We start from the raw sequence: 16,953 nt of genomic DNA on the forward strand, positions 1-16,953 counted from the left end.
GACTAAGCTGGCTTGCGCGACATCAGCGCACGAAGGCGGCCAGTTCGTCAGCCGATCCCGTGGGGAAGGTGAGTTTGAGATGGTCGAGGAACGCGGAGACGCGCGAGCTCAGCAGGCGCCGCGACGGGTAGAGCGCCCACAGCTCTGTACCCGGCGTGTCGAGCTCGCCCCAGAGAACCAGAGTGCCCCGTTCAACCTCGTTATGGACAAGCGAATAGGGCAGGGCCGCCGCTGCATTGGTCTGGCGCAAGGCATCGCGCACCATGACCAGCGAAGATAGCGAGAGGATCGGCTCGATCTCCAGCTTCTCGATCCCGTCGCCGCCGTGGCGCAGACGCCAGTTGGTCTGCTTCCAGTCGGTGCCGCGCACGATCGCCGGTACGCTCTTGCGTGAAGAAGGTCGCGCCAGACCGGCACGAGCGACCACGACTTGATAGTCTCGCAGGAAAACTCGCCCGATGAGGTTGTCGTCGGCAGCGGGGTTGATCCGGATGACGAGGTCGATTCCTTCCTCGACCATGTTCACCGCCCGGTCCTCGGTGGTGATCTCAAGCTGGACCTCGGGATAGGCGGCGCAGAACCGGGCCGCGACCTCGCCCATCGCGATCTGGCAGAAAAGCAGCGGCGCACTGATCTTCATGTGCCCGCGCGGCGTCTCGCCGCCCGAGGCGATCGCCGCGACGGTCTCGTCGAGATCGGTCAGCAGCTTGGCACTGCGTTCGTGGAGTGCGCGCCCCTCCTCGGTGAGCTTGAGATCGCGGCCGCCCCGCTCGAACAGGCGCAGGCCCAAGCCCGCCTCGAACTCCGCCACCCGGCGCGACAGCGTTGCCTTGGGGCGATTTGCGGCGCGGGCAGCCTTACTGAAGCCGCCGTGGCGGGCAACGAGGTTGAAATCGGCAAGCGCCACGAGATCCATGTTTCACCTGCAGGACAGTCGAACGGATAGCTGCACACTTCGCCTCGCTCGCGAAACAGTCAATACCGAAGGCGATGTTCGTCGAGACCGTTTCGAGGCTCATGATCTTTCCTAAGAAGCGAAGGGCGAGGTAGATCCCAGCGCCTCCGATAGGCGCCGGTCGCCGATCACTCGCCGGTGAAGGTGTAGTTGCAGATCTTGATACCTGCCGGATCTCGAAGATAGGAGGCATAGGCACCGGGCAGATGACTGCGCGGACCTGCAGCGCCTTCAACGGTGCCGCTGTTTGCAATGCCCGCTGCATGAAAAGCATGCACCTCAGCCTTCGTCTGCGCAGCAAAGCCAACGGTGGTGCCGTTGCTCGAGGGCGCCTCGCCATTACTGCGCTTGGCAATGACGAACGCCGGCTTGTCCCGACCGTACAGGATCCAGTCGCCGAACGGTCCGAGATTTTTGATGTCGAGCGTACCCAGTACGGCGTCATTAGAACTTGGTCGAGGCGTCCATGTCCTTCGCCCTGATGAACATGTGCGAGAAGACGTTGTCACCTGAAATCAATGCGTCAGCCATGAAAACTCTACTTACTATGTGAGATGTTCGTTAGAAGACCACGACCGAGCGAATAGACTTGCCCTGGTGCATGAGGTCGAACGCGGTGTTTATCTCTTCCAGCCCCATGACATGGGTTATCATCGGATCGATCTCGATCTTGCCGGTCATGTACATGTCGACGATCTTCGGTACGTCGGTGCGGCCCTTGGCGCCGCCGAACGCGGTGCCGCACCAGTTGCGTCCGGTGACGAGCTGGAAGGGGCGCGTGGCGATTTCCTTGCCGGCCTCGGCGACGCCGATGATGATCGAGGTACCCCAGCCGCGGTGGCAGGCCTCGAGCGCGGTACGCATCACTTCGGTGTTGCCGGTTGCGTCGAAGCTATAGTCAGCGCCGCCGTCGGTCATCAGCACGAGCTTGGCGACGACATCCTCGCGGCTCATTCTCATGCTGTTGAGGAAGTCGGTCATGCCGAACTTGCGGCCCCACGCCTCGCGGTCGGGATTGATGTCGACCCCGATGATCTTGTTGGCGCCCGCGAGGCGTGCGCCCTGGATCACGTTGAGGCCGATGCCCCCCAGACCGAAGATCACGACATTGTCGCCGACTTGGACCTTCGCGGTGTTGATCACCGCGCCGACGCCCGTCGTCACGCCGCAGCCGATATAGCAGCTGCTCTGGAAAGGCGCGTCCATCCGGATTTTCGCCACCGCGATTTCAGGCAGGACGGTGAAGTTCGAGAAGGTCGAGCAGCCCATATAATGGAAGATGGTCCGGCCATTGTAACTGAAGCGCGATGTGCCGTCGGGCATCAGCCCCTGCCCCTGGGTCGCGCGGATCGCGGTGCACAGGTTGGTCTTGCCGGAAAGGCAACTTTTGCACCGGCGGCATTCAGGCGTGTAGAGCGGGATCACATGATCGCCCGACTCCACGCTGGTGACGCCGGCGCCGACCTCGCGCACGATGCCAGCCCCCTCATGGCCAAGGATCGATGGGAAGATTCCTTCGCTGTCGAAGCCGTCCAGCGTATAGGCGTCGGTATGGCAGATCCCGGTCGCCATGATCTCGACGAGCACCTCGCCGACTTTCGGCCCCTCCAGGTCGATCTCAACAATTTCAAGCGGTGTCTTTGGCGCGAAGGCCACAGCGGCTCGGGTCTTCATATACTCTCAAACTCCATCTATTTTTCTATTAGCACTCTAGTTGCGGTTGATAATCCCGGCTATTTGCAAGACATTATTACTCTGTGGGAATAATCACTGATGGATCGGTGGGATGGAATCGAGGAATTTGTCGCTGTCGCCACTGCGGGGAGTTTCGTTGGCGCGGCGCGAACTCTCGGCGTTTCGCCTGCGCATATCAGCCGCTCTATCGCGCGCCTGGAAGCCAAGCTCCAAAGCCAGATCCTCCTGCGTACGACTCGTTCGGTTCGCCTAACCGGCACAGGTCAAACCTTGCTCGACCATTGCCGAAGGATCATCACCGAACGCGACGAGGCCTTCGCGATGGTCGGTGCCAGCGGGGAACCGCAGGGCGAGCTGAGGATCACATGCTCCGCGACGATGGGTGAGCGGTTCCTCGCCCCTATCGTCCGCCGTTTTTGCGAGCGGCATCCAAGGATTAGTGTGACGATCGAGTTGAGCAGTCGCATCGTAGATCTCGTCGGCGAAGGCTTCGACCTCGCAGTGCGAACTGGGGTACTGGCCGACTCGCGCCTTATCGCAAGCCGTATCGCGTCTCGCGCGCATTACACATGCGCCTCGCCCGATTATCTGAGCCGCCGTGGGACCCCCCTCCATGTGAGCGACCTCGGCCAGCACGAATGTCTCACGGGAACTGCGGCCGCATGGCATTTTAAGGTCGCGGGCGAGGAATATTTTCACCGGCCACGCGGACGGTGGCGCTGCAACAGTGGAATGGCTGTCATTGACGCGGCTCTCGCCGGGATAGGCATCTGTCAGCTGCCGGAATTCTATGTGCTTCCCTACCTCAAGTCCGGCGCACTACAGTCGATACTGCGATCGAGCCAGCCGGTCGAAGAGCCAATATGGGCGGTCTACCCGCAGCGCCGCCACCTGCTTCCCAAGATCAGCCGCCTCGTCGAACATCTGCACGCAGAGTGGCCCCTGGCTATGGCGAGTGGCTCGGATGGACGGTCATAGGGCGGGCGCGCAGTTCGCGGGTTTCTTATCGATATCGCTTATAGATGGGTTCCATGCGTGTTTGGCTGACGGCGATGTGGTGTCGCATGGCATCGGCGGCGGCGTTGGCATCACCGGCAGCCATTGCCGTCCAGATGGCGGCATGCTCCTTGACGGCGGCCTCCGTGACGGCGGTCTGATGCCCGAGGCGGATGAGGTGCATATGGGCGTAGATGCGTCCCAGCGCCTCGATGATATTCTCGTTGCCACAGGCTTCGGCGATGATTTCGTGGAAGCGCGCGTCGAGGATCGCGAAGCGGCCATAGCTCGGATCGCCGGGCTCGGCGAGGCAGGCTTCCATGGCGGTGATCATCGCGGTGAGTTCGGCGCGCTGGGCCTCATTCATGCGCTCGGTGGCGAGCGCGGCCGCCGCAGGCTCGAGCATCATCCTGAACTCATACATGCCGCGGAAGCGCTCGCCCGATGGGATGGGCGCGGCGCTGTAGCCCGCATTATGCTTGCGCAGGACGAGCCCCTCGGTCTCGAGCCGGATCAGCGCCGCCCGGATCGGCGTCTGCGACACGCCGAAATCGCGCACGAGGGCATCGACCGAGATCCGCTCACCTGGCGCAATGCGCAAGGTGATGAGCTGGGTCAGAAGGGCTTCATAGACATCGTCGCCCACCGCATTTCTGCGGGGCAGGGCGAACTCCTCGCTAGGGGAGCCTGACAAGCTGAGCTGGCTGAATCGAGACATGAGCTCTCCTTAGCAGGTTGACGCAGATTTACATCCCTTATATACGATATCCGATCGGATTCGGATCAATGGGCGCATCTCAAGGTGCCCCTCGACATTCGAACATCGGCCTTTCCATGGGCCTGCGGGGAGGCAATATTGAGTCAACAAGCTGCCGTAACCGTGTCTTCGCTGGCGAGAGGTTCGCTTCGCTTCTCGACGGGCGACGGGCATCGTGTTCCGATTGCCCTTGTGGAGGAGGTATGCGTTGAGGCGCTAACCCTTGCCGGAGTTCCACGAGCCCACGCGGAGCAACAGACTTCGTTGCTCATGGAGGCAGAACTTAAGGGTCATCATTCCCACGGTCTGCTGAGATTGCCGAGGGTCATAGAGCGGATCGCGAACGGAGTGACAGATCCGGTGACGGCGGGCGAACACCAATGGTCAGGCAACATACTAAGGGTAAATGGCCGCAATGGGCTCGGCCCCGTAGTGGCTTTGACCGCGCTCGATCTGATTTCGAAGCGGGCGCGTGAGAGCGGGGTCGCTATTGCGGCCATCCGCGACTGCAATCACCTTGGCATGCTCGCCTGGTATGCGGAGAAGACGACGCGCGAAGGCCTAGTCTTTCTCGGTTTAACGATCAGCGAAGCGCTGGTCCATCCCTGGGGTGGCCGACGAGCCATGCTCGGCACTAACCCTATCGCCATAGGCGTCCCTGCTGAGCCTACTCCGTTCATTCTGGACATGGCCACCAGTACCGTTTCTATGGGAAAAATCCATGATCATGCCAATCGTGGCGAGCCCATCCCGGCAGGCTGGGCGCTAGATACCGATGGAGAACCAACGACTGACGCGATGGCGGCCAAAGGCGGTGCCATCGCGCCATTCGGAGGAGCCAAGGGATACGCGCTTGGTCTAGCCTTCGAGGTGCTTGTCACCAGCCTGACCGGTGCAGCCATCGGCCGGCAGGTGACGGGCACACTGGACTCCGACACGGAGTGCAACAAGGGTGACGTCTTCATCGTCGCCGAGCCATCGCAGAATGTTGGGCCATTGGTTTCAGGATTTCTCGATGAACTCCGGGCCTCGCCCCCGGCGGATCCAAAGCGCAGTGTGTCGATACCAGGCGACCGTGCCTCGATGGCAGTGGCCGCGCGGCAGTCAGGCGACATCGAAATTCTCGCCAAGGTCTGGACTCAGATATGTGACCTCGCTCGCCGCCCCGACCTCGTCCCAACTCATTCCGGGTGCTGATATGCAATTTGAACTGGGCGTAACGCGCGCACCCTCTCGGCTCCTGTTCGGCGCGGGACAGCGGCATGCGATTGGGATGGCCGCAGCCAGCCTCGGTACGCGGGCGCTGATATGCACCGACTCCAGGCTCGCGGACGCCCCGCTGATGGCGGAAATTTCTGCTGATTTGCGCGCCCATGGCCTTGAAGTCGAGATATTCGGCGACACCCAGCCCGAACTGCCGGCTGACGGCATTTACGCCTGTGTCGAACGCTACACGGCCTTCGATCCAGATGTTCTGATTGGCATTGGCGGCGGAAGCTGTCTTGATCTCGCAAAGCTGGTAAGCCTTTTGCTGTCCCATGGCGGACCGCTCTCGAACTATTATGGCGAGTTTAAGGTGCCAAGCGCCATCAGGCCATTGATCCTTGTGCCGACTACGTCGGGCACGGGATCGGAAGTGACGCCTGTGGCCGTCATTGGTGATCCTCAGCGGGAGATGAAGGTCGGGATCTCCAGCCCTGAGCTGATCCCGCATACCGCGATCTGCGATCCCGAACTCACGCTAACCTGCCCGTCATCACTCACCGCGATCTCGGGTGCTGATGCTTTGGGGCACGCCATAGAAGCCTTCGCCGCGGTCCGCCGGCCACCTGATCCGGACATCGCTTTCAAGCGGGTCTTTATCGGTAAAAATATTCTGAGCGATCACTACGCCCGATCAGCAATCCGACTGCTCTTCCGCTGGCTTCCCACGGCTGTCCGCGAGGGAGGAGATATTGAGGCGCGGAGCGCGGTCATGCTCGCCTCGACACTCGCCGGCTTAGCTTTTGGCACCGCTGGCACCGGGGCGGCGCACGCCATCCAATATCCGGTAGGCGCTCTCACCCACACCGCTCACGGTCTCGGCATCGGCGTTCTCCTTCCTTACACGATGTCGTTCAACGTGTCGGTCGCCAGAGAAATATATGAGGAAATCGCCGACCTTGTAGAAGACAGCGTGACCGACGGCGACAAAGCCGGAGCCGCAATAACTGCCGTCAGAAAACTGTTCGCCGACATCGGCATACCCGTTGGTATCGATGCGCTGGGCGTGTCCGAGGCGGATGTCGAGTGGCTCGCGGAGCGGTCTATCCTGGCAACGAGGCTTGTCGAGAATAATCGTCGCGATCTCGATCTGGCCGGAGCTGCCTCGATCCTGCGTGACGCGCTGAGCGCGTCGCATCACTTTAAGTCGGAGTGACCGCGTGCAATCTGCCTCGAAATCCATCCAAGATATTCCGTACGCGCAATTTAACAACCTGCTGATCGGAAGCGCATGGCAACAGGGCGGCCAAACTGGCCGCATTTCCGTGGAGGACCCATCGACGGGCGAGCACATCAACGACGTCGCCGACGCGACAGTCGCCGACGCTGCCGCCGCGGTTGACGCAGCTGCAGCCGCCGCAGAAGGCTGGGCCGCTACGGCGCCTCGCGAACGTGGCGAGATCCTGCGCCGATGCTTTGAACTCATGATCCGGGATGCGGATCAGCTGGCGCGATTGATTTCGCTCGAGAACGGCAAGGCACTCAAGGATGCGCGTAGCGAGGTGCTCTATGCGGCCGAGTTTTTCCGCTGGTTCGCCGAAGAGGCTGTGCGGATCAGCGGTGACCTTGCGATCGCTCCAGGCGGTGCGAACCGGATCCTGGTTCAATACCAGCCCATAGGCGTGTCCTTGCTGATCACGCCCTGGAATTTTCCTGCCGCTATGGCGACCCGGAAGATCGCGCCGGCGCTCGCGGCCGGATGCACATGCATCCTCAAGCCGGCGACCGAGACGCCGCTAACCGCCTACGCCATGGGCGCATTGTGCCTCGAGGCGGGAGTGCCCGCCGGTGTTATCAATATCATAACCTCATCGGCAACGAGCGAAGTCGTCAACGCTTTACTGAGCGACAAACGAGTGCGCAAATTGTCCTTCACCGGTTCAACAGAAGTCGGCCGCATCCTCCTGCGCAAGGCGGCTGATCAAGTCATAAACTGCTCAATGGAACTCGGCGGCAATGCGCCCTTCATCGTTTTTGACGATGCCGATATTGAAAAGGCCGTCGCGGGCGGGATGATCGCAAAGATGCGTAACGGGGGTGAGGCATGCACAGCGGCCAATCGCTTCTATGTGCAACGGGGCGCGGCAGACAAGTTCAGTCGGCGCTTTGCAGAGGCGATGGAGGGGCTGCGGGTCGGGCCGGGCGCCGATCCTTCCACGGATTGCGGACCGCTCGTAAACGCCAAGGCCGTCAGCAAGGTTGACGAGCTCGTCAAGGATGCCGTGCGACGCAGCGCTCGTATTGTCTGCGGCGGCAGCCCGATTGATGGCGCCGGATACTTCTACGCACCGACGGTCCTACTCGACATGCCCGCCGATGCCGACATTACGCGCGAGGAAATATTCGGCCCAGTTGCACCAATCTATATCTTCGATACGGAAGAAGAGGCGATCCAACTCGCCAATGACACCGAATATGGCCTCGTATCCTATGTGTACACGGAGGACCTGCGACGAGGGCTTCGCGTCTCGGAAAAGCTTGAGGCGGGAATGATCGCGATCAATCGCGGCCTTGTTTCAGACCCGGCGGCTCCGTTTGGAGGGGTGAAGCAGAGCGGGCTGGGTCGCGAGGGCGCGCATCACGGCATCCTTGAATTCATGGAAGCGAAGTATATCGCGACCGACTGGTGACGTCCCGCTCGTCCCATGCGGCTGAAGGATGCGTTCGCCATCGCGCCGTCACCATTCCCTACGGAGCCGATCGCATATGACAAAGCCACTTGCGCCCGCAGGCCGGTTATCGCGGACGATTTGCGTGGGCTGGGGCCTAGGCACGCTGGCTCCAGCGATGGTACTCATGGCATGCAACGTGCTCTTGTTGCGCTACCTAACCGATCAGGTCGGGGTGGCGGCCGCGCTCGCGTCGACGCTGATCGCCGTCTCCAAGCTGGTCGATGCCATTCTCGATCCTTTGATGGGATATGCGTCAGACAGAACGAAGAATAAAAGAGGCAGGCGTAGACCCTATTTGATTCTGGGGGGCGTGCTCTTGGCGATGTCGGTCGTCGGTTTGTTTACGATCCCGTCGTTCACCGACGCGGATTTGCGTGCAGTGTATGTCGGTGGGGTCCTCCTATTCTACGCTATTGCTTATACCGTCTTCAATATTCCATACCTCGCGATGCCCGCGGAAATGACCACCGACTACCATGAGCGCTCGTATCTCATGAGCTTTCGTGTCTATGCCCTTGGGTTGGGCGCGATCGCGGGAGCCGTCATCGGCCCTATGCTTCTGGCGGCACTCGGCGGTGGATCGAAGGCCTATCTCGCAATGGCCCTGGTGTTCGTCCCGCTCATCCTCGCCTCGGCCTGGGCGAGCTTTTACTATACTCGAAATGCGCCGTTCGCACCGTCGGAACCGGGTTCGCGCCTGCCAATAGCCGAACAAATTCACTCGATTCTTTCCAATCGCCCGTTCGTGGTGCTGATTGCAGCGAAATTCCTAACACTACTGTTGATGGGCATTCAGTCAGTGTTCGCTTTCTATTTTACCTATGTACTCAAGCTATCGGACGCTTATCTCGGCCAGTATTTCCTTGCATTTTCGCTAGGGACGATAGTTTCGCAGCCACTCTGGCTCAAGGTTGCACGCTGGACAGGTAGCAAGCGGAACACGTTCATCGCAGCACTATTGCTCGGCATCCCTGCCTATCTTTCCTGGCTGGCTGCAACACCCGGCGAATCGTCGGTATTCATTCTCTTGCGAGCGCTCGTCATAGGCGCATCGGGCGGCGGTGCGGTGTTGATGGGACAATCCCTTCTACCCGACACAATGGAATATGACTACCGCAGGACCGGTCAACGCCGCGAGGGCATCTACGCAGGATTCTTCACGACCGCCGAAAAACTCTCGGGCGCGCTGGGGATCGCGCTGGTTGGCGCGATCCTAGGCGCAGCGGGATACGTCCAGTCGCAGGGTAGGCCCGTGGCGCAGCCACAATCGGCCATCGAGGCAATTTATGCCATCATGGCTTTGCTGCCCGTGCTGATCAACATTCTCACGATCCTTTGCCTCAGCTTCTACTCGCTCAGCGAAGAGCGTCTCAAGACAACGGGCCGGCTGGTCTCGAACCACGAGGCCTAGCGCCGTTCTCGGCAATCCGTCTTTCTCCCGCTGATACGACGGGGCTGTCAGGCGCGTTCCGAAGGCATGAGGAAGCGCGCCAGAAGCCTGCTGAAGGACGCGATATAGGCTGGGCCATCCCGACGCGCTTCGCCCAAAGCGAGGGTTTTTGATCCCTCCAACACGCTCATCAACATTCGTGCAGTCACGTCGAGGTCGAGTGACTGCTCGACCTCGCCTTGCCGCTGACCATGACGCAGGAGATCGACGAGGAGAGCGCTCAGCTTGCGATGATGGTTGTGCAGTAGGCGTGCGATCCCGGCGGTTCGGCCCGACTCTGCGAGCATGTCGAAATACAGAAGAGTGCCGAAATGACCAGGACGTGCAAGGCTCCACTCGAGCTGGGAGACAAGCGTACTGATCACCGATCCACCCGACGCTGCCTCCGCGAACCGCTCCGCCGCACGGTCGACGACCGTATCGGCTATGGCTTCGACGATATCCTCCTTGCTCTCAAAATAATGATACAGGTGTCCAGGACTGATCCCCGCTTCGCCGCAGATGCTTGCGATGGACGCCCCGCGAAAGCCATGGCGCGCGAAACAGTGGGCCGCGGCGGCGAGGATATCTTCCCGTTTCTGTCTATGTTGATCTGGATTTATTTTTCTCACTGACGACGCGACCTCGGCATTGCATCGTTCCAGATGGCGTTATGCTGGGTCCCTGTCCAGCGCCAGCATTCTGGCTTGCACGAGTGGGGCAGGGTCCCGCCGATTGAGAATTGCTCCAGCCATCCACGCGACCCAGCCAGCGGTGACGCGCTGGCCTGAAAATCCGAACGCAGCACGAGTTCCTTAGCGCTACGCTTGGAGCATGCTTCAGGCGAGTGTTGGAGGGCGCCTCTTCCGGCGCGCCGCGGCAAACACGGCAAGGGCGAGCATCGCTACGAAGATGGCGGCGAGCTGTGGATTGAACCAGACCATTGTCACGATCGTGACCGAGGCCATCAGAAGCGCGAACGCCGGAAAGGCTGGATAGAAGGGCGCTACGAAAGGACGATCGAGGTCCGGCTCAGATTTCCGAAGTTTGAACAGCGCTGCCATGGAAATGATGTAGAGTATGAGGGCGCCGAACACCGAGAGCGTCACGATGCTTGCTGTTAGGGATTGACCTGCGATCTGGACGAAATTGTCGCTGTAGATCGCTCCAATACCCACCAGTCCACCCGCGATGGTTGCAATATGAGGCGTCTTGAACCTCGGATGCAATCGCGCGAACACCAGCGGCAGCAGGCCCGCCCGCGCCAGGGCGAAGATCTGGCGCGCATAGCCCATGATGATGCCATGAAATGACGCTATCAGGCCGAAAAGACCTAACCAGACGAGCATATGCAGCCAGCCGCTCGATTCTCCAACCGCACGCTTCATTGCCTGTGGTAGCGGGTCATTGACGCTCGCTAACGCCGCCCAGTCCCCGGAACCGCCCACGAAAATCATCACGCCAAAGGCGAGGACCGTCAGCGTGAGAATACCGGTAATATAGGCCCGGGGTATGGTACGGCCAGGATCTTTCGCTTCCTCGGCGGCCATCGCGACGCCCTCGATCGCCAGAAAGAACCAGATCGCGAAAGGTAGGGCCGCGAAAATCCCGCTGATCGCGGCAGGCGTGAAGTGATCCGCCCCGGACCAGCCTCCCGAAACGAAGCTTTTAAGCTCGAAAATTGGAGCTGTTACGCCCATGAAGACGAGCAACTCGGCGACCGCTACCAGGGTGACGACCAATTCGAACGTCGCGGCGATCTCTATCCCTGCAATATTCACGGCCATGAAGAGAATATAGGCCGCGACAGAGGCCAGCTTGGGGTCGATCTGGGGAAACTGCATGTGGAGATAGGCGCCAATCGCGAGGGCGATTGCCGGAGGTGCGAACAGAAACTCGATGAGTGTCGCGAACCCGGCGATCGCGCCGCCCCAGAGGCCGAAAGCACGCGTCGCATACGCAAACGGTCCGCCGGCGTTGGGAATTGCGGCGGTCAATTCGGTGTAAGAGAAGATAAATGTGAGATACATCGCCGCCACCGCGACGGTGGAAACGAGAAAGCCTAGCGTTCCAGCTGTCGCCCAGCCAAAGCTCCAGCCAAAATATTCGCCTGATATGACGAGGCCAACCGCTATGCCCCACAAATGGAAGGTGCCAAGGCGTCTTTGCAGGTGGCTTTTTGATTTGTGCTCCATGGTTCCCCCGTTCAGTTCTGTTCGGCGCCCCTTGTCAGCCTCTCGTGCTTCATCCCTCCCTCTTTTATCAGGGATGGTTGGTCGTCCTTCAAATTGACCCCGGACAGCTGCAAACGAAACGCCTGCTTGATGAGCCGCGCCAAAGACGCCGCCGCCACATCCTGCGGTGTCCCGCCGCGGCCGTGGATATTGGATATACAGTTTCGCTCCGAATCCCTCCGACCACGTTGCGGCGCAAAGGTGAGATAGATCCCAAGGCTGTCCGCGATCGTAAGGCCTGGCCGCTCCCCGATGATCATCACGCTAAGGGCCGCATTTAGGCGCTCACCTATCGGATCTGCCAATGCCACCCGAGCCTGCTCGGCAAGAATGACGGGACCGATTGCGAAGTCCGATAGCTGGGCGATGCAGGCTTTGACCAGCGACGCACCCCTATCCTCAACGGCTTTCGCGGAGAGGCCATCGCCAACGATGAAAAGGATGTCGCAGCTCTCGTCAGACGGCAGTCCCGCGAGAGAAACTTCGGACAGCTGCCGCCCCAGATCGGGCCGGCGCAGATAGGTCGCACGATCTGCGGCCGCGCTGCGCACGTGCAGGACGGGCAGGGGCGCAAGTTCCAGCGCTAGGGATTTCGTATCAAGGCCCGACTGAACCGCGTCGCGCGCGCGCGCGTGCGCTAACTGAAAGTCGAGCAGCGCATCGAGAGGGGGGACTGCACCCACCCGGCCCAGCCCGATCCGGGCGGGGGTCGCGTCACGCAGCCTGCGCCAGAATTCCTCCTGCTCCTGTGCCTCGGACGGAATGAGGCTGGCGCTAGGCTCCGATCGTTCCCCCATAGCGCGCGTCACCGAAGCCGGCGGGCTGGCGGCGATCCGGCCTGAGCCCGTATCGCGCCCAGCGGTCCCACAACGCCCATCCTTTCGAGCCAGTCTTCAAACTCGGGCGCCGCGCGCACGCCGAGCTGTTCGCGAAGGAACACAGCGTCATGGTTCGACAGGCTTTGATAGCCCAGCATGATGTCGTCGCTTCCTGGGACGGCGATGAGAAATGTGCACCCCGCGAGCGTCAGCACCGTCATCAAAATGTCCATGTCATCCTGATCGGCTTCAGCATGGTTGGTATAACAAGCGTCGCAACCCATTGGCAGCCCCAGCAGCTTGCCGCAAAAATGATCTTCCAAGGCCGCCCTGATGATTTGCTTCCCGTCGTACAGATATTCCGGCCCGATAAAACCGACCACCGTGTTCACCAGGAGCGGGGAAAACGTGCGTGCGACGGCATATGCCCGCGTTTCCATGGTTTGCTGATCCACGCCGTGGTGGGCGTCCGCAGAAAGCGCCGCGCCCTGGCCAGTTTCGAAATACATGACGTTTTGTTCACCGCGTCTCAGGGCAAGGGCGGCCTCCTGCGCCTCACGAAGGATTCCAAGATCCACGCCAAAACCCCGGTTGGCCATTTCGCTTCCCGCGATAGATTGAAAAACAAGATCGACCGGCGCCCGTCGGTTCATCATCTCAATCGCATTGGTGACATGCGTGAGAACGCATGTCTGTGTGGGTATATCATAGCTGTCGCGAAGTTCGTCGAGCATCTGGAGAATTGCGATCGCGTTCGGCACGTTGTCGGTCGCCGGATTGACCCCGATCACCGCGTCGCCGACACCGTAGAGAAGACCATCGAGGACACTGGCCGCTATCCCCTCGAGATCGTCTGCCGGGTGGTTTGGCTGCAAACGCGTCGACAGGCGGCCCTCAAGGCCGATGGTCGATCGAAACGCCGTGACCACATTGCATTTGCTGCCGACCGCAATGAGGTCCTGATTTCGCATCAGCTTTGACACGGCCGCGACCATCTCGGGGGTCAGGCCAGCCGAGACTTTCGCAAGATCATCCGTCGATGTGTCGGAGTGCAGCAGCCAGTCCCGCAACTCCCCAACGGTCAATGAAGCCACTGTCGAATAGGCGGCCTGATCATGGCTGTCTATGATGAGCCTAGTGACTTCATCGTCTTCGTACGGCACGACCGTTTCATTGAGGAACGTGTTAAGCGGAAGGTCCGCGAGAATATCGCGGGCCGCGATGCGTTCGGTGGCGCTCCTCGCCGCAATCCCGGCAAGCTCGTCACCCGAGCGCGGCGGTGAAGCCGCGCCTAAGACCTGACGCAGATCGACAAAATTATGCCGCTCTCCGCCAAGATCGCATCGATACTTCAATGGGCGATCTCCACGTCAACAGACAGTATCCAAAGGGCGTACCCCGGCTCGCCTCGCCATAACAGATGGCAAAATCATGGCCGCGATATGCGCAGGGGATCGCGGCCCCGCCTCTCACCGCGTGGTTGATTGTCAGCCCCGCCCCCGCGGCGGGAGGGCGAAGCAGAAATGCTCCCAGGAGCGCGCCGTCCGCTGGACGGAGGAAGGGGCGGTGGTTCGAGCATAAACTGCAGCAAACCGGCGAGGGGCGGAGCGCGATGGAATTCCATCGGTCGCGGTGATGTGATGCTGTTATCATCGCGGCAATTCTACATCTTATTTGACCCCGCTCCACGCGCCTACCGTCACTCTTCAAAGAACGCGCTCGGCGCGCCGGAGACAAGGAAGGAGAGGCCATCAGGGGAAAAGGGGAACAGCAAATATGTACAAGACATGGCTTATGGCTTGTGTGGCCATCACGCCGGGCGTCGCGTTCGCGCAAAGCGCCTCTGAGAACGGCCTTCAGGATATCGTCGTTACCGCGCAGCGCCGCCCCGAAACGGCGCAAAAGGCCGCCGTGGCAATTAATGTGGTCTCTGGGACGAGCCTACTTGATGCGGGCATCACCCAGTCGGACCAACTCGGGAAAGCGGTTCCCGCATTGACCATTCAGCGGATTGGGCCCCAAAGCGCCGCGTTCATTCGCGGCGTCGGAAATTTCTCGGTGACATCCCAGAGCGACCCGGCGGTCGCCTTCAACTATGATGGTGTATATGTGGGCCGCACCACGGCGACCACCACTTCCTTCTTCGATCTCGACCGCATCGAGGTGCTCAAAGGGCCGCAAGGCACGCTCTACGGTCGCAACGCCACGGCAGGCGCAATCAATATCCTTCCAGCTCAACCTAAATTTGGCACCAATTCGGGTTACGTCACCGCCTCCTACGGAAACTATCAGGCACTCACCACCGAGGGCGCCGTCAACCTGGCACTCGGCGACGACATAGCCATCCGGGCTTCGGGCACGGTCATTCACCGCGACGGTTATCTGGAGGACGGCACGTCCGACGACAAATCGCAAGGCGCGCGCCTCCAGCTCAAGGCCGCTCTCACACCTTCGCTGACAGCGCGCCTGGCCTTTGATTACTCGCATATCGGCGGAAATGGCCTGGGTCTGAGCTATCTAAACAGTTTCGCCTGCAGCGCGGCAACCAAGAGCTGTCAGGTGACCCCCGTGGGCATTCCTTTGGCGCAAGGCAATCACTCCATCGCCTCGCAGGCATACTGGCAGTCGCGCCCCGTCCTGACGGTCGCGGGCCGCACCATGGACGCGTTCCCAGCCTTGTTCCGAGATGCCAGCTTTTATGGCTATACCGGCACAATCGAATATGACACCGGGCGTGGCGTCCTGACCGTCGTTCCGGCCATACGCATCGACAATGACCGTCATCTCACCCCGAGCGGGGGTTTCCCGGCACTCTCTGACGAGAAGCATGACCAGTACAGTGTCGAAACTCGCTTCGCCGGCAAGATCGCGCCTTTCGACTACACGGTCGGTTTCTTTTACTTCCGTGAGAAATCACGAGCGCTCACTGGCGCGAACACGGGAGGCTTCTCGGCGAGTTTTCAAAGTCCGCTCAATGTGGAAACCAAATCCTATGCGCCGTTCCTGCGCCTGACTGCAAACGTCAGTTCTGCCCTGCGGCTCGTTGGGGGCGTGAGATACACGCATGATGACAAGACTTCGGACGCTACGGTAACGAGCTTCACCGAAATATGCGTCATCGCGCGGTGCCCGACGGCTATCCTCCCGCCAGCTGTTCTCACTGCGTCTCAGCTTCCGTTTGCCGTACCTGCCGCGGGCGGAGCGCCCGTGCCGGGACCGACACCTGGCACCATCATCACTCGCTCCGACATCGCGTTCGATCAGGCGAAAACGTTCAGCAAGGTAACTTGGCGGGCTGCCATAGAATATAACGCAGCACCCGCCTCTCTGCTTTACGCCAGCGCGGAATCCGGGTTTCGTTCTGGCGGGTTCAGCACATCTGTGGGCTACGAGACCTACGATCCCGAATATATCACTGCCTATACTCTCGGCGCGAAAAACCGCTTCTTCAACAATATCCTTCAGCTGAACCTCGAACTGTTCTGGTGGAACTATACCAATCAGCAAGTCGCCAAGCCTGGCGTCGACCGCGCCGGGCGACCAGGAAATTTCACGCAGAACATCGGCAAAAGCCGGATCAGGGGTTTCGAACTTGAAGGGCGGCTTTTGATAACGCCGACCACCGAAATTTCGGGTGACGTCCAGTATCTCGACACCCGATTTACCAGCTTCGTCTATCAAACGGCAAAATCGCTGGGATATCCCCGCACCTTGTGCGACGTGTCGGACAGCGTCGCGGACACCACCTCATACGATGTCAACTGCTCAGGCATGCCAGCCTATAACGCGCCCAAATGGACGATCAATCTGGCCGCGCGAAAGAGCGTCCCGGTCGGTGACTATAAAGTGGCTTTCGGCGTTGACACACAATTTAAGACCGGGAGATTCATAAACGCGGATTTTGGTCCGGAGCAATATCAGCCCTCCTTCTGGACGACGAACGCGCAGGTGAGCTTTGGACCTTCCGACAACCGTTGGTCAGTTCAGGCCTTTGTACGCAATCTCCAAAATGACCGAACACTTACCGCCGTCATTGGCTTCCTTGGCCTGCAGTCAGCCTATATCAGCCCTCCGCGCACATACGGGCTGCGCGGATCCGCCAAGTTCTAGGATGCTAGCATCGCCCGCGCCGGA

General features: G+C 60.4%; 13 protein-coding genes and 1 pseudogene. 6 read left to right on the top strand and 8 right to left on the bottom strand.

What is annotated here, in order from left to right; genetic code table 11:
* Nucleotides 1-22: 22 nt before the first annotated feature.
* The 3 genes and pseudogenes from C1T17_RS06330 to C1T17_RS06340 form a co-directional block, all read right to left on the bottom strand.
* Nucleotides 23-916 (bottom strand): LysR family transcriptional regulator, encoded by an 894-nt coding sequence (locus C1T17_RS06330; protein ID WP_104952718.1) that lies wholly within the window; start codon nt 914-916, stop codon nt 23-25.
* 167 nt (nt 917-1,083) lie between these two features.
* Nucleotides 1,084-1,486 (bottom strand): annotated as a pseudogene (locus C1T17_RS06335) (VOC family protein).
* A 30-nt stretch (nt 1,487-1,516) separates the two neighbouring features.
* Nucleotides 1,517-2,629: an S-(hydroxymethyl)glutathione dehydrogenase/class III alcohol dehydrogenase gene (locus C1T17_RS06340; RefSeq protein WP_104952719.1), complete on the bottom strand. Its 1,113-nt coding sequence runs from the start codon at nt 2,627-2,629 to the stop codon at nt 1,517-1,519.
* Nucleotides 2,630-2,728: 99 nt separating this feature from the next.
* Here C1T17_RS06340 and C1T17_RS06345 point away from each other — a divergent pair, with 99 nt between their 5' ends.
* Nucleotides 2,729-3,628 carry a LysR family transcriptional regulator gene (locus tag C1T17_RS06345; RefSeq protein ID WP_104952720.1) on the top strand — a complete coding sequence of 300 codons (900 nt, stop codon included), beginning with the start codon at nt 2,729-2,731 and terminating at the stop codon, nt 3,626-3,628.
* 25 nt (nt 3,629-3,653) lie between these two features.
* On the opposite strand, the gene C1T17_RS06350 is transcribed toward C1T17_RS06345, so the two are convergent.
* The gene (locus C1T17_RS06350; protein ID WP_104952721.1) at nt 3,654-4,364 is read right to left on the bottom strand and encodes a GntR family transcriptional regulator; all 711 of its coding nucleotides are present in this window, start codon (nt 4,362-4,364) and stop codon (nt 3,654-3,656) included.
* A 138-nt stretch (nt 4,365-4,502) separates the two neighbouring features.
* On the opposite strand from C1T17_RS06350, the gene C1T17_RS06355 reads away from it, so the two are divergent.
* From C1T17_RS06355 to C1T17_RS06370, 4 genes are all read left to right on the top strand, one after another.
* Nucleotides 4,503-5,600 (top strand): Ldh family oxidoreductase, encoded by a 1,098-nt coding sequence (locus tag C1T17_RS06355; RefSeq protein WP_223262834.1) that lies wholly within the window; start codon nt 4,503-4,505, stop codon nt 5,598-5,600.
* Nucleotide 5,601: 1 nt separating this feature from the next.
* A complete protein-coding gene (locus tag C1T17_RS06360; RefSeq protein ID WP_104952722.1) occupies nt 5,602-6,822 on the top strand; it encodes an iron-containing alcohol dehydrogenase in 1,221 nt (406 codons plus the stop codon).
* A 4-nt stretch (nt 6,823-6,826) separates the two neighbouring features.
* Nucleotides 6,827-8,296 (top strand): NAD-dependent succinate-semialdehyde dehydrogenase, encoded by a 1,470-nt coding sequence (locus C1T17_RS06365; protein ID WP_104952723.1) that lies wholly within the window; start codon nt 6,827-6,829, stop codon nt 8,294-8,296.
* Between the two features lie 76 nt (nt 8,297-8,372).
* Nucleotides 8,373-9,749 carry an MFS transporter gene (locus tag C1T17_RS06370; RefSeq protein ID WP_189338514.1) on the top strand — a complete coding sequence of 459 codons (1,377 nt, stop codon included), beginning with the start codon at nt 8,373-8,375 and terminating at the stop codon, nt 9,747-9,749.
* Nucleotides 9,750-9,796: 47 nt separating this feature from the next.
* Here the strand turns inward: C1T17_RS06370 and C1T17_RS06375 are convergent, their stop codons facing one another.
* The 4 genes from C1T17_RS06375 to C1T17_RS06390 all read right to left on the bottom strand — a co-directional run bounded on the left by C1T17_RS06375 (nt 9,797) and on the right by C1T17_RS06390 (nt 14,174).
* On the bottom strand, nt 9,797-10,399 hold the full coding sequence (locus C1T17_RS06375) for a TetR/AcrR family transcriptional regulator (protein ID WP_145958962.1): 603 nt from the start codon (nt 10,397-10,399) through the stop codon (nt 9,797-9,799).
* A gap of 207 nt (nt 10,400-10,606) precedes the next feature.
* Nucleotides 10,607-11,962 carry an ethanolamine permease gene (gene eat / locus C1T17_RS06380; protein WP_104952726.1) on the bottom strand — a complete coding sequence of 452 codons (1,356 nt, stop codon included), beginning with the start codon at nt 11,960-11,962 and terminating at the stop codon, nt 10,607-10,609.
* 11 nt (nt 11,963-11,973) lie between these two features.
* Nucleotides 11,974-12,810, bottom strand: coding sequence for an ethanolamine ammonia-lyase subunit EutC (gene eutC, locus C1T17_RS06385; RefSeq protein ID WP_223262835.1), 837 nt, complete (start codon nt 12,808-12,810; stop codon nt 11,974-11,976).
* Entirely contained in the window at nt 12,807-14,174 is a 1,368-nt protein-coding gene (locus C1T17_RS06390; protein ID WP_104952728.1) for an ethanolamine ammonia-lyase subunit EutB, read from the bottom strand. Before C1T17_RS06390 ends, eutC begins: the two co-directional genes overlap by 4 nt.
* A 421-nt stretch (nt 14,175-14,595) precedes the next feature.
* Here C1T17_RS06390 and C1T17_RS06395 point away from each other — a divergent pair, with 421 nt between their 5' ends.
* Nucleotides 14,596-16,929, top strand: coding sequence for a TonB-dependent receptor (locus tag C1T17_RS06395; RefSeq protein WP_104952729.1), 2,334 nt, complete (start codon nt 14,596-14,598; stop codon nt 16,927-16,929).
* Nucleotides 16,930-16,953 lie beyond the last annotated feature (24 nt).

This window comes from Sphingobium sp. SCG-1, assembly GCF_002953135.1.
In the GTDB taxonomy this organism is placed as follows: domain Bacteria; phylum Pseudomonadota; class Alphaproteobacteria; order Sphingomonadales; family Sphingomonadaceae; genus Sphingobium.